Annotated in this window: 23 protein-coding genes; 13 read left to right on the top strand and 10 right to left on the bottom strand. The window is 40.7% G+C overall.

Features of this window, described 5'->3' with window-relative positions; all coding sequences use genetic code 11:
• Position 1 precedes the first annotated feature (1 nt).
• On the bottom strand, positions 2-727 hold the full coding sequence (gene pdsO / locus ACTRWE_RS11005; protein ID WP_462879995.1) for a sortase-associated OmpA-like protein PdsO: 726 nt from the start codon (positions 725-727) through the stop codon (positions 2-4).
• Positions 728-953: 226 nt separating this feature from the next.
• Between pdsO and pdsR the strand changes: the two genes are divergently transcribed.
• The 3 genes from pdsR (at position 954) to ACTRWE_RS10990 (ending at position 4,064) form a co-directional block, all read left to right on the top strand.
• Positions 954-1,649, top strand: a complete 696-nt coding sequence (gene pdsR, locus ACTRWE_RS11000) for a proteobacterial dedicated sortase system response regulator (RefSeq protein ID WP_109874194.1) — start codon at positions 954-956, stop codon at positions 1,647-1,649.
• Positions 1,643-3,778, top strand: coding sequence for a proteobacterial dedicated sortase system histidine kinase (gene pdsS / locus ACTRWE_RS10995; protein WP_462879994.1), 2,136 nt, complete (start codon positions 1,643-1,645; stop codon positions 3,776-3,778). The genes pdsR and pdsS overlap by 7 nt, the downstream gene beginning before the upstream one ends.
• 130 nt (positions 3,779-3,908) lie before the next feature.
• Entirely contained in the window at positions 3,909-4,064 is a 156-nt protein-coding gene (locus ACTRWE_RS10990; protein WP_010387666.1) for a hypothetical protein, read from the top strand.
• An 18-nt stretch (positions 4,065-4,082) separates the two neighbouring features.
• On the opposite strand, the gene ACTRWE_RS10985 is transcribed toward ACTRWE_RS10990, so the two are convergent.
• The gene (locus ACTRWE_RS10985) at positions 4,083-5,324 is read right to left on the bottom strand and encodes a multifunctional CCA addition/repair protein (protein WP_138764820.1); all 1,242 of its coding nucleotides are present in this window, start codon (positions 5,322-5,324) and stop codon (positions 4,083-4,085) included.
• A 143-nt stretch (positions 5,325-5,467) separates the two neighbouring features.
• Between ACTRWE_RS10985 and ACTRWE_RS10980 the strand changes: the two genes are divergently transcribed.
• The gene (locus tag ACTRWE_RS10980; RefSeq protein ID WP_462879993.1) at positions 5,468-5,686 is read left to right on the top strand and encodes a hypothetical protein; all 219 of its coding nucleotides are present in this window, start codon (positions 5,468-5,470) and stop codon (positions 5,684-5,686) included.
• Positions 5,687-5,691: 5 nt separating this feature from the next.
• Here ACTRWE_RS10980 and ACTRWE_RS10975 read toward each other — a convergent pair whose 3' ends face one another.
• From ACTRWE_RS10975 to ACTRWE_RS10955, 5 genes are read right to left on the bottom strand one after another with little or no spacing between them, the layout of a single operon-like run.
• Positions 5,692-6,843, bottom strand: coding sequence for a murein transglycosylase domain-containing protein (locus tag ACTRWE_RS10975; protein ID WP_138686704.1), 1,152 nt, complete (start codon positions 6,841-6,843; stop codon positions 5,692-5,694).
• 26 nt (positions 6,844-6,869) lie between these two features.
• Positions 6,870-7,370, bottom strand: a complete 501-nt coding sequence (locus ACTRWE_RS10970; RefSeq protein ID WP_036956577.1) for a DUF1543 domain-containing protein — start codon at positions 7,368-7,370, stop codon at positions 6,870-6,872.
• 24 nt (positions 7,371-7,394) lie between these two features.
• On the bottom strand, positions 7,395-8,744 hold the full coding sequence (locus ACTRWE_RS10965) for a sigma 54-interacting transcriptional regulator (protein ID WP_138686703.1): 1,350 nt from the start codon (positions 8,742-8,744) through the stop codon (positions 7,395-7,397).
• A 2-nt stretch (positions 8,745-8,746) separates the two neighbouring features.
• Positions 8,747-9,280 (bottom strand): hypothetical protein, encoded by a 534-nt coding sequence (locus ACTRWE_RS10960; RefSeq protein ID WP_138686702.1) that lies wholly within the window; start codon positions 9,278-9,280, stop codon positions 8,747-8,749.
• A 1-nt stretch (position 9,281) separates the two neighbouring features.
• The gene (locus tag ACTRWE_RS10955) at positions 9,282-10,736 is read right to left on the bottom strand and encodes a HAMP domain-containing sensor histidine kinase (RefSeq protein ID WP_138686701.1); all 1,455 of its coding nucleotides are present in this window, start codon (positions 10,734-10,736) and stop codon (positions 9,282-9,284) included.
• A gap of 295 nt (positions 10,737-11,031) precedes the next feature.
• Between ACTRWE_RS10955 and ACTRWE_RS10950 the strand changes: the two genes are divergently transcribed.
• From ACTRWE_RS10950 to ACTRWE_RS10930, 5 genes are all read left to right on the top strand, one after another.
• The gene (locus ACTRWE_RS10950) at positions 11,032-11,265 is read left to right on the top strand and encodes an EF-hand domain-containing protein (RefSeq protein WP_036981479.1); all 234 of its coding nucleotides are present in this window, start codon (positions 11,032-11,034) and stop codon (positions 11,263-11,265) included.
• Positions 11,266-11,277: 12 nt separating this feature from the next.
• The gene (locus tag ACTRWE_RS10945) at positions 11,278-11,505 is read left to right on the top strand and encodes a hypothetical protein (protein WP_138686700.1); all 228 of its coding nucleotides are present in this window, start codon (positions 11,278-11,280) and stop codon (positions 11,503-11,505) included.
• A 156-nt stretch (positions 11,506-11,661) separates the two neighbouring features.
• Complete coding sequence (locus tag ACTRWE_RS10940; protein ID WP_138686699.1) at positions 11,662-11,898, top strand: EF-hand domain-containing protein; 237 nt, start codon at positions 11,662-11,664, stop codon at positions 11,896-11,898.
• Positions 11,899-11,906: 8 nt separating this feature from the next.
• A complete protein-coding gene (locus ACTRWE_RS10935; RefSeq protein WP_033102860.1) occupies positions 11,907-12,143 on the top strand; it encodes an EF-hand domain-containing protein in 237 nt (78 codons plus the stop codon).
• Between the two features lie 208 nt (positions 12,144-12,351).
• Positions 12,352-14,040 (top strand): amidohydrolase, encoded by a 1,689-nt coding sequence (locus ACTRWE_RS10930; protein ID WP_462879992.1) that lies wholly within the window; start codon positions 12,352-12,354, stop codon positions 14,038-14,040.
• A 27-nt stretch (positions 14,041-14,067) separates the two neighbouring features.
• Here ACTRWE_RS10930 and ACTRWE_RS10925 read toward each other — a convergent pair whose 3' ends face one another.
• A complete protein-coding gene (locus ACTRWE_RS10925; protein ID WP_024602364.1) occupies positions 14,068-14,304 on the bottom strand; it encodes a YgjV family protein in 237 nt (78 codons plus the stop codon).
• A 278-nt stretch (positions 14,305-14,582) separates the two neighbouring features.
• Here ACTRWE_RS10925 and ACTRWE_RS10920 point away from each other — a divergent pair, with 278 nt between their 5' ends.
• On the top strand, positions 14,583-15,239 hold the full coding sequence (locus ACTRWE_RS10920) for a Crp/Fnr family transcriptional regulator (RefSeq protein WP_013465733.1): 657 nt from the start codon (positions 14,583-14,585) through the stop codon (positions 15,237-15,239).
• A 49-nt stretch (positions 15,240-15,288) separates the two neighbouring features.
• On the opposite strand, the gene ACTRWE_RS10915 is transcribed toward ACTRWE_RS10920, so the two are convergent.
• Together ACTRWE_RS10915 and pepB are read right to left on the bottom strand one after the other, a co-directional pair.
• Positions 15,289-15,855 (bottom strand): phosphoribosyltransferase, encoded by a 567-nt coding sequence (locus ACTRWE_RS10915; RefSeq protein ID WP_008111161.1) that lies wholly within the window; start codon positions 15,853-15,855, stop codon positions 15,289-15,291.
• Between the two features lie 175 nt (positions 15,856-16,030).
• Positions 16,031-17,329 carry an aminopeptidase PepB gene (gene pepB / locus ACTRWE_RS10910; RefSeq protein ID WP_028835718.1) on the bottom strand — a complete coding sequence of 433 codons (1,299 nt, stop codon included), beginning with the start codon at positions 17,327-17,329 and terminating at the stop codon, positions 16,031-16,033.
• 269 nt (positions 17,330-17,598) lie between these two features.
• Here pepB and sfsA point away from each other — a divergent pair, with 269 nt between their 5' ends.
• The 3 genes from sfsA to gluQRS all read left to right on the top strand — a co-directional run bounded on the left by sfsA (position 17,599) and on the right by gluQRS (position 20,083).
• Positions 17,599-18,327, top strand: a complete 729-nt coding sequence (gene sfsA / locus ACTRWE_RS10905) for a DNA/RNA nuclease SfsA (RefSeq protein WP_462879990.1) — start codon at positions 17,599-17,601, stop codon at positions 18,325-18,327.
• A gap of 402 nt (positions 18,328-18,729) precedes the next feature.
• Complete coding sequence (gene dksA / locus ACTRWE_RS10900; RefSeq protein ID WP_013465738.1) at positions 18,730-19,173, top strand: RNA polymerase-binding protein DksA; 444 nt, start codon at positions 18,730-18,732, stop codon at positions 19,171-19,173.
• A gap of 13 nt (positions 19,174-19,186) precedes the next feature.
• Entirely contained in the window at positions 19,187-20,083 is an 897-nt protein-coding gene (gene gluQRS, locus ACTRWE_RS10895) for a tRNA glutamyl-Q(34) synthetase GluQRS (protein ID WP_096038716.1), read from the top strand.
• The last annotated feature ends 281 nt before the right edge of the window (positions 20,084-20,364 follow it).

The raw sequence follows: 20,364 nt of genomic DNA, 5'->3' as shown, positions 1-20,364 counted from the left end.
ATTAATTGCTTGCTGTTTGATTAGTCGTTTGATTAAGCGCACGGGTGGTCAGGGTAACGCGCCTGTCAAAAAAGTTATCTTCAAGGGTGTTACTATTTGCTATGCTTTGTTGCTCGCCAAATGCTTGTGCGCTTAAACGTGTATGGCTTACTCCCTGTTTAATTAAGTAACTTTGTACGGCGTTTACTCTGGCTTTTGAAAGTAATAAGTTCGCTTGCTCTGCACCACGCTGATCGGCAAAGCCACTTAAATCGAGTGCGAGTTGCGGTTGGCTTTTTAATAACGCTACCAATTGATCAAGCTGCTTGGCAAAATGTGGAGCAATATCGCTAGAGCCTGTTTTAAATTGCACTGTCATTGCCAATAAATTATTAAGCTGTGATTGCGTTAGTTGCTCATTCTGCTGCGCCAGTAGTTCAAGTTGCGCCTCTAGGTGACTGTTATGATTAAGTACGTGTTGGTAGTCGTTGGTTTTCTCTGCCATTACAGTTAAAGCTTGCTGCTGCTCAGCAATGGTTTGCTCAGCCACCTTGGCATCGCCAATCAAACCACCAGCAAATGCGCCTACAAACGCGCCGATTGGCCCACCAACAACACCACCAATAATGGCACCGGTGCTCAGGCCAACAATTGTTTCTTTTTTTGCTTCTTTTGATGGGGTATCCGCAGCAAATACTGGCGTACAAAAAGTGCTAACAAGTGTGAGTGCGATTAATGTTTTCTTCATGGTCTATTCCTTACTATTAATAATGGTTGGCAAGCTATTGGTTGGCACTTGCGTTGTATTGGTAATTTCAATAGCTGTATTAAAACACCATGAAGTAGCAATAAAGGGGAGTAAAAATGGCAAACTGCTGAGCAATTGTGGCAAAAAAATGGCAATTGTGTTTTTAACCTTACTTAGCGCAAAAACTTCGCTATAGTGCGCCTAAGTCAATATGAGTAATTAAAAAATGAAAAAAATAGCTATCGTTGAAGATGAAACCGCCATTCGCGAAAACTACATAGAAATGCTAAGCGCTCAAGGCTATCAGGTAAGTGGTTATGAAAACCGCCCTCAAGCAGAAGTAGCTTTTAAAGAAGCACTCCCCGATTTAGCCATTGTTGATATTGGCTTAGGCCATGAAATAGATGGCGGCTTTTTACTGTGCCAAACACTGCGTTCACTTTCTAAAACCTTACCAATTATTTTTTTAACCGCTCGCGACAGCGAAATAGACACCGTATGCGGCCTGCGCATGGGCGCCGATGACTACTTAACCAAAGATATTAGCTTAGCGCATTTAGCCGCGCGTATTGGTGCGCTATTTCGCCGTATGGAAGCATTAGAGCAACCCGCCGATGCCAACGCACTGATAACACGCGGCCAACTAACACTCGACACGCAACGCATGCAGGTGCTTTGGCAGCAACAGTTGGTTGATTTAACCGTAACTGAGTTTTGGATGCTGCATTCACTCGCCCAACGACCTGGCCACGTTAAAAGCCGTAATGAGTTAATGAGCGATGCTAAAATTTATGTAGACGACAGTACCATTACCTCGCATGTAAAACGCATTCGTAAAAAGTTTATAGCACTCGATAGCCAGTTTGACTGCATTGATACCGTGTATGGCATGGGCTACAGGTGGGAGCAACCCACATGCTGAGATTTGGCCTACGCAGTAAATTTATTCTACTTTCATGCTTTTTGTTTTTGTTGCCATGGTTAGGCTACGAGTACGTATGGGAAATGGAAAAGTTTTTACGCCAAGGCCAAGAAAAAACGCTCGTAGGCACTACACGTGCACTGGCCACGGCCCTGCACGAACGTCCCGCTTTATTTGACGAACAAACCAACTTTTTAGACCAAGTTGTAAAAGGCCGCGATCTCTATGCTTATAATTTAAAAAGCCCGATTCAGCTCGATGGCAAACTCAACGACTGGGACGCTTATCAATCGCTGTTTTGGCTTTATGATAAACGCTACTTACAAGCAGCCAATGATAACCATCAACTGAGCGACTTATCATTTGAGCACATGGTAGGTAAGTTTGATAATTACTTATATGCTGTATTTAAAGTCACAGATGACACTGTAATTTACCGTGCTAAAAACAGCCTCAGCATTACCAATAACGATTACATAAAAATTGGCCTAAAAAACCCTGATGGACAATTTAATACTTATATTATTGCTCCGCGCCAAGATGGCTGGGTCAACGCATTTGATGCCAACAGTAAAATGCCTTTTACTAAAATTCAGGGTTTCTTTAAACAAACTGACACTGGTTACAACCTTGAGCTGCGCTTTCCTTTGAGTATGCTTGGCAATAAACTGGGATTTGCCATTGCCGATGTTGATAGTAAACAGTCAAACCAAACACCCAATACCATGTCTACATCCAACTTAAATAACCCGAATGATTTAGGCTCAGTACTGGTGCCCTCCCCTGAAATAAACCGTATATTAAAAGGCATGGGACACAGCGGCAGTCGCATATGGGTGGTCGATAATCATCACCGTGTATTAGCGCAATCGGGCAGTATTCAAAATGCCGATGGCGTATGGGCCGATGGGCTAAAAAATCAAGCGCCAAAAACTGCGTGGCAGCGCTTTGAACAAGCCTATTTACATCCTTTGTATTATAAAATTTTAACGCGTCCTGAAGATGAATTTATAGATACCTTACACGATGTTGCTTCAATGCAAGGTACTCATTTAGCCAAAGCACTCAAAGGCCAACCCGCATCGTCGTGGCGACTCACCCCCGACAATAAAGCAGTGATTTTATCGGCCGCGTATCCTATTTGGATTGAGGATAAGGTTATTGGCGCAGTTATAGCCGAAGAAACCACCAATGGCGTGCGCACACTGCGTAATAAATCGCTGGAAAAACTGTTTAATGTGATTTTAGCGGTCATGTTAATTGGCACAGTCACTTTGTTCTTTTTTGCCTCACGTATATCGAGCCGTATTAGGCGACTACGCGATACAGCAGAGCAAGCCATTGATGCACAAGGGCGGGTAACAGGCCATATAAATTACAGCGATGCCAATGACGAAATTGGCGATTTATCGCGTAGCTTTTCAAATATAGTGAGCCGCCTTGGAGGGTATACCGATTATTTAGAAAATATGTCGTCGCGCTTATCTCATGAGCTGCGCACGCCGGTTGCGGTTGTACGTTCATCACTTGAGAACTTACAAAGCTTGCAGCAAAGTGAACTGAGTCAAAAATACCTTGAGCGTGCTAGCGAAGGAGTTGAGCGCTTAGGAAAAATAATTACCACCATGAGCGAGGCAACCCGCCTTGAGCAAAGCATTCAAAGTAATGAGCCAGAGCCGTTTGATTTACAAAAAGTAATTAGTGGCTGTATGCAGGGCTACCAACTTACTTATCCTAACCAGTTATTTAGACTCAACATTTGCCAATGCACACTGCCAATGCAAGGTACCCCTGAATTTATAGCGCAACTGCTCGATAAGCTAATAAATAATGCCTTGGAATTTAGTGAAGCTAACACCGCGATTGAAGTCAGTCTGAAGCAAAGCGAAAACAAAGCAACATTAACGGTAAGTAATACAGGTACTTTGTTGCCTGAGGGGCTTACTGAACATATTTTTGATTCTATGGTATCGGTGCGCAGCCAGCAAATGCAGCAACAACCGCATTTAGGTTTAGGACTTTATATTGTCAGGCTGGTGTGTGATTACCATAACGGTACAGTAACAGCACACAATAATGAGCAAGACAATGGTGTGGTGTTTACCGTGAACCTGCCTTTAAATAATTAAACAAAAAGCGGTTTAATTATAAACCGCTTTATTTTAAAGCTTTGCAGTTAATTTAATTCACACTCAAGTGTAACGATTCACTTTTAATTCATTCGCTCAGTCTTAGTCTACTCACCTAGGAGGAGTCAAAATGAAAGAGTTATTAGAACCCGAAGAAATAGAGTTTATTCTCGATTTATATCGTCCTAATGCAGCCAATAACCATGCTCAACAGGGCGCGACTAAAAAGCACAAGGTAAGTAATAAACAAGCCATGCAAGCTGAGGCTTTAGCTCGTAGTGCTTAACTACACAAACCTTACAAGTTAGCCATTAAGCTGTAAAAACGCTTTAATACAGTCTATTTCTGCCTGCTTGACCGTTTCGCCTATTTCGGGGCCTTTTTTACCGCTTTTAAGTGCATGTTGCACAATTTGTTTTTTATCCATTTTTTGTAGTTCGTTGTGAATAGCACGTAATTTAGCGGCTTGTGGATAGGGCTTATCCACTAGCGTTTCGCCTCGTCCTTGTGCATCACACTGGCACGCTTGAGTAAAGGCAATAAAACGCTCTGGGTGCACTAGTGCATTTAAATTAGTGACGATTAATTTATGAATGGTTTGCGGCCTTAATTGTTCAAGCGTGTGACAAAGGGTATGGTTATCGCTGGTGAGCACGCCGATATCGCGAAAGCGATTAGGCACTTTTAGCCGCTCACAAAAGGCCTCAACCACAGCAACCCCTTCACGTTCATGGCCGCGTAAATTCCCCTGTTTTTTGTAACTGAGCGCTTTACCAAAATCATGAGTTAAAGCAGCAAACCGGGTTTCTAGGTTAAAGTTTAAATCGGCTGCTCGTCTAAGGACTAACATAGTATGGACAAAAACATCGCCCTCGGGATGATGATTTGCCGGCTGCGGAGTGTTTTTCATCTGTTCAATTTCAGGAAAAATACCTAAGCCATCTAATGCTTGAAAATAAAGCTCTGGATGCTTTTCACCAAGCGCTTTTTCTGTTTCAAGCCAAACTCGCTCTGGCACTAAATGTTCCAGCTCGCCTTTATTTTTAAGCTCCTGCATTAATGCAGTAGTACTTGGATGAATAGACCATTCACTACCATAACGGGCTAAAAAACGGGCAATACGTAATACCCGAACAGGGTCTTCTACAAATGCGTGTGTGGTGTGGCGCAGTATTTTATTTTTTAAATCATCTTGACCATTAAAAGGGTCAATAACAGTGCCGTTTTCGTCAAGTGCCATAGAGTTAATGGTTAAATCTCGGCGTGCTAAGTCTTCTTCAAGGGTTACGTTTGGGCTCGCATCCACCACAAAGCCGGTATAACCTTTACCACTTTTACGCTCAGTGCGCCCTAGTGCATATTCATCTTTGGTTTTTGGGTGCAAGTAAACGGGAAAGTCGCTGCCAATGGGTAAAAACCCAAGCGCTTCCATAACCTCTGGCGTTTCACCAATAACAACGTAATCGTTATCTTTTGATTGTATGTTTAGCAGTTTATCTCGTACTGCTCCGCCAACTAGGTAAACTTGCTTTAAGCTTTGTTGCACTTTATCCCCAACCACTACTTTTAAGGTTTTCTTTGATGTTAATCATACCTAATCGCAATTTAAAAATCAGCGTTGTTTGCCAAGCTTTAGTAAGCTCATTACAATAGTGCATTATTTTTTTATACCTAAACTCACCTTAACTAATGAAAAAACATTCAGCAAAAAAAGAACTTAGGTTACTACCCATCCTTTTGATCGTTATTATTATGTGTGTTGCGGGGCATTTTTTGCTGCAAGCTAATTTTCAAGACAGTCATTTGGTCGAATACCTATTAGCCGCGATTCCATTTGCTATGTTTGGCTTAGTGATAGTGGCCTTTAAAATGGCAGCTAAAAGTGAAGAACAAGAAAGTGATGAGTAAATAAGTTACTGATAGTTTTTTTCTGCTTTAGTGACTTTGTATAAATAGCGTCTTGATTCCGCACGTGAGTGCTTAGTGGTGAGAATGTTATAAAACTGGCTTGAAGTAAGCTGATTTATTTGTGAAAACGCCACACTTCTATTTTTATTAAATATGCGCAATACATTACCCGCCCCACCGTTATAAGACGAGATCATGGCAAAGTGCTTACTTTTATCGGTAGTAATTTTATGTAAGTAATTATTTTTTAAGATACTTAAATACGCGCTGCCAATATCAATATTATGTTTTGGATTAAACAACACCGCTTTGGTTGGCTGCCCGGGTACTTTTTTAATTTTTTGATACACATCCCGCCCTGCAGTTGCGGGGATCACTTGCATTAATCCATATGCGTTTGATGAGCTCACCGCATGTGGATTAAAGCTACTTTCGGTTTCAATAATGGCATAAATAAGTGCTGCCGATATTTGATATTTTTTTGCAGCCGCCAGCACATAATCACTGTACTTTTGCTTTCTTAAATGGGTGTTTTGCTCCACTAAATCAAAGCTAACCGACGAAATAAGATGCCCATACTGACGCCTTTTTTGTAAGCGATTACTCACTAAATAACGCGCAAACCGATTCGCCCGCCAAGAGTATTTTATTGGTAACTTATCTTGGTCGAGTACTTGTTGATATAAAAACGGTTCGCCTTCTAATATGGGGGCTTCGCTGGTAAAAATATCGGTTTTATCGGGGTCGCTGGAGGTCAGTAGGGTCATAACAATGGCCTGCTGTAACAAGCTTATTGTATTTTTTAACGCGATGGTTTCTACTTTTACAGTGCCTTGCTCAAAATCAATAATGGCACGAGCTTGGTAATCATTACTGTATTTGACGTATTTTTTTGCACTAGGCTCTTGCGTATTTTGCTTACCCCACTTGCGCCCAACAACGCTTTCTAATGCGGCTAAAAGCTGTTTTACGCTACCAACCTGCGCTTTAATAGAGCGGTGTGTTTTTTGAGCTTGCTTGTGAATTGCAACCACATTGGTCGGGTCGTTTTTTACTTGCTTTACCAGTTTATTTAAATCAACAACGGGCGGTAAACCCGACAGTGATTTACAGCCACTTAAGCCAACTAGCAAAAGTATAAACGCATACTTTTTCACACAATATCCAAACAAATGCTTAGCAACTATAATACATAATAACCAAACCAGTCCGGTTTAATTGGTTGCGCTTGGCCGCTTGGGGTTAGCTTAATATTAAGCTGACTATCGAGTAAATCAATCGCAAAGCAGTCATCAACATCATATAAATCATCTTTATGAAGATGACTCAGCCCTGCTAATAAGTCATTTTTAGCGCGTTGTTTCGCTTCTTCACTACTGCTGGCGACATACAAAGCAAAGTCGTGTTGCTCTGCCATTGAGTCGCTTCTGTAAGCACCTAAGTTAACAAAATAAAGTTGCTTATTTTGCTCTACATAACTATCAACCACCTCGATTTTATAACCATCAATATGATTAACCGCCATGTAGCTATCCATGTGTACACTGTTTTTATCACCCACCCATTGGCTTTTTAGTTTGGTATAGGTTTGCTCAATATTTTGGCCTACCACAAAACGTACGTCGTGCATTTCTATGTGACAACCTTGAATGCGTCCACCTAAATACACCATGAATAACTGCATGCTCACTTCCTTTTAAAAACCAAATTAAATTAAACTATCTACGTCAATCTCATGCTTTTTAATCAACTTATAAAAATCAGAACGATTACGCTTGGCAAGTTTGGCGCCTTCTGCCACATTGCCCCCTGCCATTTTCAGGGTATTAATTACATAGTCTCGTTCAAATTCTTTTTTAGCTTCATTAAGTGATAATGGCTCAACGTTACTTTCATTACTGTTTAGGGCACTAAGCACTAAATGTTCAGATATAACCTCACTAGGAGTCAACGCAACCACCTGCTCCACTACATTTTGTAATTGACGTATATTACCTGGCCAATCATACCTTACTAGGGCATGCATGGCATCGTTTGCAAAGCGCTTTTCTTTTTGCTCCATACGCTTTGCGATGTTGGCACTAAAAAAGTTGGCTAATAAGCTAATATCTTCACGGCGTTCACACAGCGGGGGCAACTTTAAGTTTACGACGTTTAACCGGTAGTATAAATCTTCTCTAAACTGTTGATTACTAATCGCTTCAGGCAGGTTTTTGTGGGTTGCAGAAACAATTCGCACATTAATAGGAATTTCTTCTTGAAAGCCCACTGGGCGAATGGTTTTTTCTTGCAGCACACGCAACAACTTAACTTGTAAATTAAGCGGCATATCACCAATCTCATCTAAAAATAAGGTACCGCCTTGCGCTTGCTGAAATAGGCCTTGATGATCTTTTACAGCTCCTGTAAATGCCCCTTTTTTATGACCAAATAACTCTGATTCTAATAGCTCACCAGGCACGGCCCCACAGTTTATTGCCACAAATGGACCATCACTAACATGGCTATGCTGATGAATCGCCTGCGCAAGCAACTCTTTACCGGTACCGCTGGCACCAGAAATAAGCACGTTAACTTGTGTAGGCCCTAATAGTTTCACTTGCTCCAGCAAATGCAGCATAGCGCCACTGCGGGTGACAATATTACTTTGCGGGGCGACTTCATCATTATTAACCCCATGTATCTCAATGACTTTGGCTAGGCTGTCAAACAGCTCATCTTTATCAACGGGTTTTGTGATAAAGGCAAAAATACCTTGCTTGGTGGCCTCTACCGCATCAGGGATAGATCCATGAGCCGTCATCATAATAACAGGCAACGCAGGGTAGCGGTTTTGCAGCTGTCGGTGCAGCGCCATGCCGTCCATTTCATCCATTCTTAAATCGGTGATCACCGCATCAAACACTTGGTTTTTAAGTAGTTGTAATGCGTTCATACCACTATCACAGGTCGTTACTTCATAACCCTTTGATTGAATTCGAATCGCCAGTAATTGCAGCAAGCTGGCATCATCATCAACGAGTAAAACTTTAGCACTTGATGGAAGTGTGACTGACATAGTTACTGCTCCTTGGTTTCTTCACGTAATAAAAGTTGCTGTTCAATTGCGGCTAATGACGACAAGGTTTTTTGCATTTTGGCGTTCAATGCTTGCTGTTGTTTTTTTGCATCTATTTGCATTAATACATGCTGTTTTTGCAGCCATAAATAGTGCTTTATATCATCGGGCCAATAGTACGCCTGATCCAGCTTAAGTAATTGACTCATCACAGTATTGGGGTCACTACTAAGCTTTAAACATGCTGTACTAAAAAACGCTTTTAGTGCTTGCTCCCCTAAGTAGGTTTCATTACTGGGCGCTAATTTAAAACCACCGCACTGATTGGCATGCCAAGCAATAACTTGCGCTGCAGAGGGATATATTGGCTCTGATTTTGGCCGAGGTTTGGGGTTTGGCTGATTCGTTTTGCTACCTGGCTGAGAGGGTACATTTAATGCTGATTCCCCCTGTGTTTGAGTGTTTGTTATTTCACACCCAGATAAAAAAACAATACTGCTGGTTAGCCATACAATAGCCATTAAACGCGCAGACATATTATTTAACTCCTTTATTTTTATAGGGGATGACAATGTTAAATCGACAGCCTTGCGGCTCATTATGCTCAATTTTTAGTTGCCCATGTAACTGTTCAACTGACTCTTTGACTATAGTAAGGCCTAAACCACTGCCTTGTAAGCTAATCTCTTTGATATGTTTACCTTGATAAAACGCCCCAAAAACATGCTCTCTTTCATGCTCTTTAATGCCACAGCCCTCATCTGCTACCTGCATATTTAGGCCGTTATTTTCTAGACTCAAGCTAATAGTAACGAATTGGTTTGGCTGAGAAAACTTTAAGCCATTGGAAATTAACTGAATTAAAATCATTTCAATTAACTCCCTTGGCAAACTAAGAGAAATATTAGGTAAACTATTGTGCCAAATAAGCGATTGTTCTCGCGCATTTAAGCGGTGCTCAAAGTGGTTATTTACCTTTTTTATTAGCTGGTTAAATTCCACTTCACTGACGTTGTCTTTACTGGTGCGAATGGCGTTATAACTCAATAAACTGTCTATCATAGTACGTAGCCTCACCATCGATTGACTGATCAGCCCAAGTACCGCTTTTTGCTCGTTATTGATGGGGCCAACGATTTCATCGGCTAGTAATTCAGTGCCCTCAACCATAGAAGCCAAAGGGGTTTTTAATTCGTGAGTAACGTGGCGTAAAAATGTATCTTTTTGTTGTTCTAACATATGCAGCTGCGCTTGCACCCACTGCAACTTGTTACCTAACTCTATGAGTTCAGCCGACCCTTGCACCGATATTTTTTGCTGCCAATCTCCTTGGCCTAACTTATCAATCACTGAGGTTAAGCTTTTTAAGCGCCCGCTTATGCGCCACAAAAAACCGCCGCCAACAAGCAGCGTTAAAGGCGTAAGTGCAATCAACCAGTTTATAAAGGAAGCTTGTAAATTTGTGAGCTTAATTTGGTTTTGAGTGATTTTGGCTTCATTTTCCTCACGTAACCACAATGTTAGCTCCGCTAATATTTCGCTGATTGGCACAAATAATTCAGCTTGTTGACGCGCTTCAACCACAAGTTGAGTATGCGCCGTTTGCAAAGTATCCGTTAGCCGTTGCCATTGGTGTGTATTTGCTTGGTTATTTGAAAGCTGTTTTAGCTCATTGATGTTTTGCAATGATGATTGCCATTTATCTACGATTAGCTTATCGAGTGAGTCGCTCTTTAATACCCAGTTTTGTCTTGTTGCCCTTTCTAAACTATTAAGCTCTTGCTTAAGCACATTAAACGACTTAGTTACTTGGTAATTATTACTCACAATTTGCTGAGTGACCGCTAATTGCTTATTTAATACATTTAAAAACACAATAACCACTATAGATAAGGGCAACAGCGACAACAGCATGCTGATTACAAACTGGCCAATTAAATTGGGGCGCCAATTTATCAATGCTTTATATTTTTCAGCCATGACTGCGGGCATACAAAAGTCCTTTGCTATTTTTAAACGTTCTATTATTAAGCGCTCAACTTATACACTCGCTGAACCATCAAGGATAAAAACCCTGCTGTCTCTAAATAGCGACAAGTTAAGCAATTGATTTAAAAAATTTTAAACGCTTATAACTGCAAAATTGTTGCATAAAACACACAGTTACTTGTAAAAATTACGCACCAATCACCACAAAAAAACATAACTCACTGATTATTAATAAAAATAAATATTGGCATCATTTTTGTTACGAGAACATTAATATTAATCTAAAAAGAGCCAAGGAATGTTCAGAAACAATTTACAGAACGCTGCACTTATCGGTTTGTGCCTAACCAGTACTCATTTATTCGCTCTTGATGTAGATGCTGAATTTAATCGTTTAGACAAAGACAGTAATGGCACATTGAGTGAAGCTGAAGCAGGTGAAGATGCTTTATTACATGAGAACTTTGCACAGATAGACACCGATGAAAACGGGCTCATATCTCTAAACGAATTTAAGCTGTTTATAAAATAAAGGAGTACATTCATGAAACAACTAATTGGTGCTTTTTCGCTCCTATTTTTAGCTATTAGTGCCACCGCACTGGCATCGCCATTAAATGTACGTTTTATGCATTTAGATAAAAATATGGATGACCAAATATCGCTTGTTGAGGCAAGGCAAGATAAACAATTACTTAAGCAGTTTGCCGATTTAGACAAAGATAATAACGAGATGATTTCTAAAAAAGAATTCCAAAACTTTAAACCTTAAGTTTAGATTCAAGTTTAATCTATTAGTATAGAGTTAAAAGCACTTGCCATAATCCCTGAGGGAGTGTGTAAACGGATTTAATGTTGGGATTTAAATTATGGCAAGTGCTTTATTTCATTACTGCCAGCAATTAAAATATGCCTTGGAACGCCAACCATGAAAATACAGCTTCTCCTTATTGGTGCTTTACTATTTGTTAGCCATAGTGCATTTGCACTTGATGTAAAGCAACGCTTTGAACATCTAGACACCAACAACGACGGGTATTTAACCCATAGCGAGCTTGCTGCTCAGCCTCAGCTATTAGACTCATTTTCAAATTGGGATGAAAATCAAGACAACAGAATTTCTTTAACTGAGTTTAAAAACTATCTAACCACCAATTTATACTGAGTATTTAGATGAAACCTATCCGCCATATTATTTTGCTAACGCTTACTGTTGTTAGCTGCATGAGCTTTGCGACAAGCAGCTATATTGCCTCAGAATTTGAAAAACTTGACCGTAATCAAGATGGTTTTTTAACTCGTTCGGAAACTGCCAGTGATCCTGCTTTATGGTCACGCTTTGGCAGCTACGACCGTGACAAAGACGCACAATTGTCATTAAGCGAATATAGTTTGTACGCCAGTAAATAAATAGCTCCCTCAAATAAAGCCTAGTTAATTAGGCTTTATTTGAGAAGATTAAACAAATTCTTTCCTGTTAACACGCACCCTATCCTACCCTGAATTTGCTTGCTCTAGCTAAAAACTGGGCTTATTCGACTATTAATAAATTATGCTATTGGTATTCTAAATTTGAGTTTGCTACTGTGATAGTACAAATAATAACAACATACCTCTTATGCGACTCAATAAATTAATTAAACCGGTATTACTAGCAAGCCTCTGCGCCTTATCTAGTGTGGCAATTGCACAAACGAAAGTAATATATAATGCCAATGGCTACACCCCTTTATACAAAGGAAAAATGCGCCATGGCGAAGTAAATACATTTACAACCTTAGTCATAAAAGATGGCAAAGTTGTAAAAACAGGTCCTGACAGCTTAAAAAATAGCTTCCCGGGCGCAACCCTAATTGACGCCAATGGAAAAACCTTATTACCAGGGCTCATTGATGCCCACGGACACGTAATTGGCCTCGGTGAAAACTTGTCACAGCTGGATGTGCGCGGCGCAAAATCGGTAGATGAAATAACCGCTAAGCTCAACGAATTTGCCAAAGGCAAAGAAGGTTGGATTATTGGTCGGGGCTGGAACCAAGAGCTATGGTCCGACACGCGTTTCCCTACCGCTGCTGATTTAGACAAAGTCGTCAGCGACCGCCCTGTTATTTTATCGCGAGTAGATAGCCATGCTATTTGGGTTAATTCAAAAGCACTAGAACTTGCCAATATTAATGCTGACACACCAGCCCCAGCAGGTGGAGAAATTATAAAAGACGAGTTTGGCAAACCAACCGGTATTTTTATAGATAAAGCAGAAACCTTGGTTACCCAGCATATGCCTGCAACGTCTGCGCAATCGGTTAGCAATGCATTAGATGCCGCAGGTAAACATTTGTTAAGCTTAGGCATTACCTCAACTCACGATGCAGGTATTGATAAAACCACGTGGCAAGTTTATAAACAGCACGCTGAGTTAGGTACATTACCGCTTAGAATTGTAGCGATGTTAAGTGCAGCAAGCCCAGATTTAAACATGATGCTTAAAGCGGGTCGGTATCAAGATGCTCAAGATTTTTTATCTATTCGCAGTGTAAAAATTTACGCTGATGGTGCATTAGGGTCACGCGGTGCCGCGCTTATTGAAGAATACGCAGACAGAGCAAACCACTTTGGCCTAATGCTTGAAACCCAACAAAAGCTAGAACAATTATTTACACTCACTTTTAAAAGCGGGTTTAGTGCAAATACCCACGCCATTGGCGATAGAGCAAATAAAATTGTGCTCGATGCCTATCAAAATGTATTTAAGCAAACCGGTGGTATACTACTGCGTAATCGCATGGAGCATGCACAAATAGTCTCGCCAGAGGATATTCCGCGCTTTAAAACCCTGAAAATAATTCCATCAATGCAACCTGTGCATGCTACATCTGACATGCATATGGCAGAGCAGCGTTTAACCGATAAACAACTCCAAGGCGCATACGCTTGGCAAACATTCTTAGAGCAGGGGTCGACTATTGCAGCGGGTTCTGATTACCCTGTCGAGCTGGCGAACCCGTTTGATGGCTTATATTCTGCCATTACACGTATGGATCATAATCAATTGCCTGAAAACGGTTGGCGCGCCAGTGAAGTGTTAAGCAGAGAAGATGCATTACGTGCGTTTACCCTTGGCGGCGCGTATGCAGCGCATCAAGAGTTTAAGCTAGGGAGTTTAGAGCAAGGTAAATGGGCTGACTTTATACTGGTTGATCAAGACTACTTTAAAGTCCCCATTGAGCAGCTATACAAAACTCAGGTGCTGCAAACCTGGATTGCGGGTACGTTACGCTACGAAAAAGACGTCGCAAAAGCTGAGTAATTAAAAACAAAAAAGGGTTAACTTGCGTTAACCCTTTTTTGTATCAACTTTTGACTGACGATATAGCTTAATAATGTGATAAATATTAACCAAAGCCAACAAGCCGTTGGTAAAAGCCACCGGCACTGAGCCTATAGCCGCACCGTAAAAAGTAAACGCAATACAGCCCAATAAATTAAACCAACGTAGTTTGGTTACATCAGTCATGGTTAATGATATGACTAATAAGACGGATGCTAAATAACCTAAATATTCCCAACTCAATTGTTCTCTCCTAGGCTTTAGGTTAGTATTATGCGTTAAATTTTAGTACATTATTAAGCTACGCTACGCAGTAGTTAAAATAAAAAAGCTAACTTACCAATAAAACCTTAAAATATACTGGTTAATACCACAATTTTTAATCATTACACGGAAGAATGAAGGTCATTTAACGCTATTAATTATCTTAACGGCGTGGGCAAGTTAGCATAAATTCTTAATCTTAATGCTATCGTCATTAAGGTGTAATAAATAGGACAATTGTCCGAAGAGCATGATTGATGTTTCAATACCATTTTTCCAGTTACCTTGTTGATCAACTGCTGACGTTTGCCGGCAGTAGTTTTCAGCAATCAAAAAAAGAAATATTAATACAGCAAGACCAACCGTTAACTAAGTTGGTGTTAGTGCGAAGTGGAACTGTATCGTTTAGTTACGATGTAGGTAATGGCAGGCGCCTGCTTCTTGGCCAACTCGACTGTAACAATACCCTAATTGGCGAAATTGAAGCACTTAATAATAACCCCTGCATTTACACGGTAACCTGCTTTAGTGATGTCACGTATAACTTGATTGAATTAAAACATTGGCGCGCATTATTGCTCGATAAACCCGAGCTAAGCTTATATACGGCGCAAACGATTGCGGCTAAGTTTCAAGAAAATCAAAAAATTAATTTAGATAAGCTGTTACTGCCGTTGAGCTACAATATTGCCAAAGACTGCTTATTACGTGCAGAGAATAACAATCCCACCTTGTTACGTGCTTACCCTACGGTAAATGCAGAAGCTGAGCGCTTTGCAACCACTGAGCGTGCATACAGGCGTGTAGTGAGTGAGTTAGTAGAGAAAAACTTAGTGCAAAGAAGCACGCAAGGACTACAAGCTGTCGATATACCCAAATTAAGTGACTATGTAGATAGCTTTGCACAGCTTTAAAGATAATAAAAAAGGCCATTAAGGCCTTTTTTATTGTTTAAAGTAATACTTACTTTTCAAGTAAAATATCGTGGATTTTAGCTAAATCAGATTTACCTTCAATAATTTCATCCGGCGTTAAACCTGATAATTCATGCGGGAATACTAACCATTCTTCAGATTCATGAATGTAGTAATCAGGCACTGTATCTACTTTTGAATTTTTTGGCTTGTAGTATGGACAAGCAATACGAATATCACGTGGTAAGTTTAAACGCATTAGCTCAGAGAGCTTCTCTTTTAACGCTACAATACTACGACCTGAGTCAAAAACATCGTCAACAATCAATAAGGAGTCACCTGCATTTGCGTTTTCAACTATGTAGTGTAAACCATGTACTTTGATTTCTTTTGATTGCTTACCAATACCGTAATAAGACGAGGTACGAACCGCAATGTGATCCGTTTCTATGCCTTTGTAATCATAATATTCCTGAACCGCAATCCCAATTGGAGCACCACCGCGCCATATACCAATAATAAAATCTGGACGAAAGCCATCTTTATACACTTGTGCCGCTACGCGGAATGAATCTTCAAGTAATTGTTGAGCCGTGATATAGCACTTTTCTGACATAGTAAGGATCCCAGTGGTATGTATAATATTTGAGCGAGGTTTAAATAAAAATAGATGCCCAAACACGTAATGGCGAAGGATTTTACCGTAAATAAAACAAAATTGCTTGTTTGGCGGATAAAAAAATAGGCACCCTAAGGTACCTATTTTTTAACTAATGCGTAATCTCAGTAGATTATGCCTTTTCAAGTAGGGTACGTGCTACGGTGCGCATACCTTGTGTAGTTGCACCTGAAGCCCATTGACTTGTGCTACCACCCATATTAAATGCAGCAGCTAAATCGATGTGTACCCAGCCTTTGCCATCGTTTGGCACAAAGCGAGATAAGAAACCAGCGGCGTTAGATGCACCACCGAAACCACCGCCTTTTTGGGCGCGGCTATTTGCTGTATCCGCATACGGCGATGGGCAGTTTTGTTGATGCCATTTTTCAAGTGGTAATGGCCATGCGGCTTCCATTTCTTGTGACGCAAAGTCTTCCACTTCACGCACTAGCTCTTTATCAAGGGCAAACAATGCATTGTACTCTTGACCAACAGCAACAAGGGCGGCACCAGTAAGGGTTGCCGCATCAATAATAAGTGGAGCGCCTGTCTCGCCTGCGGCCATTAAGCCATCAGCCAATACTAAACGTCCTTCAGCATCGGTATTTACAATTTCAACGGTTGTGCCATTTTTGTAAGTAAGAATGTCACCTAGTTTGTATGCATTACCCGAAATTAAGTTCTCTGCACAACATAAAAACAACTTAATACGCTTTTCTACGCCACGGCTAATTGCCAGTGCCAAACCTGCGGTTACCGTTGCTGCACCACCCATGTCGCACTTCATACCCAACATACCTTCGCTTGGTTTAATTGAGTAACCACCTGAGTCAAACGTAATACCTTTACCAACAAGAGCTGCGCTTACCGGTGCGTTCTCATCGCCAGTTGGGTTGTAATCAAGCTCAAGTAATACTGGCGGACGCTCACTACCACGACCAACGGCATGAATACCAATCCACTGCTGTTCTAATAGCGCATCACCTTTTATGATTTGATAGCTAACATGCTCTGGTGCAAGTGATTGAATAAATTCAGCGGCTTTTTCAGCTAAGCTTTCTGGGTAAATGTCATCGGCGGTACCATTGATCATTTCGCGCGCCCACGTTGCCGATGCTTTTAAATCAGCGAGTTCTTTAAGATCAGATTGTGCGTTATCAACAAACTCAACACCGTTTAGTACTTTTGGTGATACAAAGCCTTGGTAAAAAGCCCATTGGCTCTCTGTGCACCATACATCACCCTCAAGAACAACATTTTTAATGCCTTGATTTGCAATTGTACGACCCGCTTTTTGCACATTTTTTAATGTTTCTTGCTCAGATAAATGAACCGTTGCGCCGTGTTCGTTAAAAGATAATGACGCACTTTCGCCCCAATGCCCTGGTGCCAACTGCTCGCTTAATTGAACAACAAATTTTTCACTCATGTTAGAATATCCTTGCACTTAAATGTGCGGTTGAGTTTACTATAGAGCGCTTAAGTTCCCAACAGCTTGAGGTGAATAACCTCAACCTGCCTGTAAACCTCAATTTCACTTACCCTAAACTCGGGTTAATAAATTTGCTAACATATTGAGCTATAAAAATATTTAAGTTTATTATCTCTAGAAAAAATGAACTCAACGCAGTTAGCGCTAAAACAACTACTTGAAATAAACTTATTATCCAGCGCTCAGGTTACATAAGGAAGTCATAAATGAAGTACACCCCGCCATTACAATCTGCCACTTTATTAAAGCGTTACAAACGCTTTTTAGCTGATTTAGAGCTCAGTGATGGCACTACTTTTACCGCTCACTGTGCTAATACGGGTAAGATGACGGGCTGTGCCGATGCCGGTTTTACTGCCTTTTATTCCACCAGCAGTAATACCAAGCGAAAGTACCCGCAGTCATTAGAGCTGACGCAAAATAATGTATCACAGCTTATTTGTGTAAATACCGCTATCGCCAATAAAGTGGTCGAAGAAGCACTTAATAATAGGGTTATTGATGAGCTTACAGGCTATCAACACATACAAAGTGAAGTGAAGTATGGCAGTGAAAACAGCCGCATCGACTTTTTACTTACCCACAGCAGCAAAGCCAATTGCTATGTTGAAGTTAAATCAGTCACGCTGCTGAGCGAAGATCGTCCACAAAGTGGTCAAGGCTACTTCCCTGACGCCCAAACTGTTCGTGGGCAAAAGCATATTCGTGAATTAATCGACATGGTAAAACAAGGGCATCGAGCGGTATTACTATTTGCAGTGCTGCACCAAGGCATCACACAAGTCAGTGCTGCGGTGCATATTGACCCAACCTATGCACAATTGCTTAGCGAGGCCATTGAGCAAGGCGTAGAAGTATTAGCTTATAAAGCACACATTTCAGCGAGTGAAGTTACTTTAATTGAAAAAATAAACTTTGTTGAATCGCCAAATTAAGCGTATGAATAAAATCTGATTAATTTGCTCAATTCACTAATAAGCTCTTAAAGCGCAATTAATATTACTAAAATAAGAGTGCAATTTGTTAAATATGCACTTTGCTGGGCTTTTCTGAACAGCGTGCTTTTAAACGCTGGTATTGTATTACGCCTAAAAAAATACTTAACCGAAAAGTAAAAGATAAGTTGTTTTTATTATTTTTGCCCACATAACAACGCCAGTTTATAAACCGATACTGTAATAAAAAAGTATAAACACTGCTTTTGCTACTTTTATATGGGTAAACAGGGTTGAAGCTAATTCGATTATTTAAAAATAAATTTGCCTAGGGTATGAGTTTCTGTTATTTATACCGCCGGCTAATGCTGAGGCATTAAATTAAGGATTTAGGAGAGAGTTATGCCAGACCAAAAAAGACATGGTTTATTGGCTCAAGCCGGTTTAGAACCATACCAAGAAAAACCGGGTGAAGAGTACATGAATGAAGCACAACGTGCTCATTTTAAAACAATTTTAGAAACTTGGCGTAATGATTTACGGAACGAAGTTGATCGTACTAAGTCACACATGCAAGACGAAGCAGCTAACTTTCCTGATCCCGTTGACCGCGCAGCACAAGAAGAAGAGTTCTCATTAGAGCTTCGTACTCGTGACCGCGAACGCAAATTAATTAAGAAAATTGAAAAAACAATCAACTTAATTAAAGAAGACGAGTTTGGTTTTTGTGAGTCTTGTGGCATTGAAATTGGCATTCGTCGTTTAGAAGCACGTCCTACTGCTGATTTATGCGTAGACTGTAAAACACTTGCCGAAATTAAAGAAAAACAAGCTGGACGCGGCTAATTAAGTTATAGCCATGTCTTCTACAGCCGTTACCGCGCAAGTATCTGACTATCGCGGCCGATTTGCACCGTCTCCTTCGGGGCCGTTACATTTTGGCTCACTTGTGGCGGCTGTAGGTAGCTACCTAGATGCAAAAGTTAACCAAGGGAAATGGTTAGTACGCATTGAAGATATAGACACCACTCGCGTTGTTAAAGGCGCAGCCACCGATATCCTAAATACCTTAGACGCCTACAGCCTTAATTGGGATGAAAACGTTGTGTATCAAACACAGCGTCTTACTATTTATCAAGATGCAGTAAACTCACTGTCAAAACAACAGCTTATTTATGCCTGCCAATGCTCTCGTAAGCAAATAAAAGCGCTAGGTGGAATTTATCAAGGGCAATGTAAACATAGCCAACTCAGTGAACAGGGTCATGCCCTTCGCTTAACTCAATGCCATGCAACTGTGACTTATAACGACCTTATTCAGGGGCGTATTGACGTTGACCCTGCTCTGGCCCATGAAGATTACATTATAAAACGTAGCGACGGTTTATTTGCCTATCAACTGGTGGTGGTTATTGATGACATTGAGCAAGGGATCAATCGAATTGTACGAGGCGCTGATCTACTTGAACCTACCGCCCGTCAAATAAGTCTGTTTAAGCAACTTAATAACCCTATTCCAGAATTTGCTCATTTACCTTTAGCGGTAGCAAAACCTGGATTTAAACTCTCTAAACAAAATTACGCCCCCGCTATTTGCAAACAAAATCCCAAACCGACTTTGATAGCGGTATTTAACTTTTTAGGTTTGCCAACCCACGACCAACTTATGGATTTAACCACAGAGCAATTACTTGCTTGGGGCGTGGCACATTTTAACTTAAGCCGCGTTCCCACTACGCGTGAAATACAGATTTAACGCTCTTTCGCGGATTGGGTATAACAAATTCAAATAAAATCGTTAAAAATGGCTTAATTTCAGCACTGCAACTTAATTTTTCCACCTTGCTGGTATATGATAGCCGCCTAAATATATGCTAATTACATAAAACAGTAAGTACAGCTCTATGAGAAGGTACTTGTTGTCATTTTGATTGCAATGGCGAGTCAATCAACCGCTTCTCTAGGAGACAGACTATTATTTCCAAGCTTTTTCAATTTTGTCGACAAATTATCGGCCCGAATGCCAGTGCCGAAGAT

This window comes from Pseudoalteromonas sp. G5_S1_54_S4, assembly GCF_054968565.1.
This window is presented reverse-complemented; position numbering and strand designations above follow the sequence as displayed.

Excerpts from the sequence above, each read along its gene's own strand:
- pdsO (WP_462879995.1), bottom strand. The coding sequence starts at position 727 with ATGAAGAAAACATTAATCGCACTCACACTTGTTAGCACTTTTTGTACG.
- pdsR (WP_109874194.1), top strand. The coding sequence starts at position 954 with ATGAAAAAAATAGCTATCGTTGAAGATGAAACCGCCATTCGCGAAAAC.
- pdsS (WP_462879994.1), top strand. The coding sequence starts at position 1,643 with ATGCTGAGATTTGGCCTACGCAGTAAATTTATTCTACTTTCATGCTTT.
- ACTRWE_RS10990 (WP_010387666.1), top strand. The coding sequence starts at position 3,909 with ATGAAAGAGTTATTAGAACCCGAAGAAATAGAGTTTATTCTCGATTTA.
- ACTRWE_RS10980 (WP_462879993.1), top strand. The coding sequence starts at position 5,468 with ATGAAAAAACATTCAGCAAAAAAAGAACTTAGGTTACTACCCATCCTT.
- ACTRWE_RS10970 (WP_036956577.1), bottom strand. The coding sequence starts at position 7,370 with ATGCAGTTATTCATGGTGTATTTAGGTGGACGCATTCAAGGTTGTCAC.
- ACTRWE_RS10965 (WP_138686703.1), bottom strand. The coding sequence starts at position 8,744 with ATGTCAGTCACACTTCCATCAAGTGCTAAAGTTTTACTCGTTGATGAT.
- ACTRWE_RS10960 (WP_138686702.1), bottom strand. The coding sequence starts at position 9,280 with ATGTCTGCGCGTTTAATGGCTATTGTATGGCTAACCAGCAGTATTGTT.
- ACTRWE_RS10955 (WP_138686701.1), bottom strand. The coding sequence starts at position 10,736 with ATGCCCGCAGTCATGGCTGAAAAATATAAAGCATTGATAAATTGGCGC.
- ACTRWE_RS10950 (WP_036981479.1), top strand. The coding sequence starts at position 11,032 with ATGTTCAGAAACAATTTACAGAACGCTGCACTTATCGGTTTGTGCCTA.
- ACTRWE_RS10945 (WP_138686700.1), top strand. The coding sequence starts at position 11,278 with ATGAAACAACTAATTGGTGCTTTTTCGCTCCTATTTTTAGCTATTAGT.
- ACTRWE_RS10940 (WP_138686699.1), top strand. The coding sequence starts at position 11,662 with ATGAAAATACAGCTTCTCCTTATTGGTGCTTTACTATTTGTTAGCCAT.
- ACTRWE_RS10935 (WP_033102860.1), top strand. The coding sequence starts at position 11,907 with ATGAAACCTATCCGCCATATTATTTTGCTAACGCTTACTGTTGTTAGC.
- ACTRWE_RS10930 (WP_462879992.1), top strand. The coding sequence starts at position 12,352 with ATGCGACTCAATAAATTAATTAAACCGGTATTACTAGCAAGCCTCTGC.
- ACTRWE_RS10920 (WP_013465733.1), top strand. The coding sequence starts at position 14,583 with ATGTTTCAATACCATTTTTCCAGTTACCTTGTTGATCAACTGCTGACG.
- ACTRWE_RS10915 (WP_008111161.1), bottom strand. The coding sequence starts at position 15,855 with ATGTCAGAAAAGTGCTATATCACGGCTCAACAATTACTTGAAGATTCA.
- pepB (WP_028835718.1), bottom strand. The coding sequence starts at position 17,329 with ATGAGTGAAAAATTTGTTGTTCAATTAAGCGAGCAGTTGGCACCAGGG.
- sfsA (WP_462879990.1), top strand. The coding sequence starts at position 17,599 with ATGAAGTACACCCCGCCATTACAATCTGCCACTTTATTAAAGCGTTAC.
- dksA (WP_013465738.1), top strand. The coding sequence starts at position 18,730 with ATGCCAGACCAAAAAAGACATGGTTTATTGGCTCAAGCCGGTTTAGAA.
- gluQRS (WP_096038716.1), top strand. The coding sequence starts at position 19,187 with ATGTCTTCTACAGCCGTTACCGCGCAAGTATCTGACTATCGCGGCCGA.